The sequence below is a fragment of the Anaerococcus lactolyticus ATCC 51172 genome (assembly GCF_000156575.1).
In the GTDB taxonomy this organism is placed as follows: Bacteria; Bacillota; Clostridia; order Tissierellales; family Peptoniphilaceae; genus Anaerococcus; species Anaerococcus lactolyticus.
Genome location: NZ_GG666113.1, coordinates 1 through 241, shown reverse-complemented (window position 1 = coordinate 241; position 241 = coordinate 1). Strand labels below are relative to the sequence as shown.

General features: G+C 66.0%; 1 protein-coding gene. It reads left to right on the top strand.

The features are described from left to right. The coding region (locus tag HMPREF0072_RS11470; RefSeq protein WP_282633337.1) for a TCP-1/cpn60 chaperonin family protein at positions 1–241 on the top strand (241 nt) is incomplete at both ends.

The window sequence follows — 241 nt, the reverse complement described above, 5'->3', positions numbered from 1 at the left end:
ATCGAACTGGCTGACAAGTTCGAGAACATGGGCGCGCAGATGGTGAAGGAAGTCGCTTCCCGCACCAACGACGACGCAGGCGACGGCACCACCACCGCCACCGTGCTGGCCCAGGCCCTGATCCGCGAAGGCGCCAAGGCTGTGGCCGCCGGCATGAACCCGATGGACCTCAAGCGCGGTATCGACAAGGCCGTCGTGGCCGCCGTCACCGAGCTGAAGAACATCTCCAAGCCGACCGCCG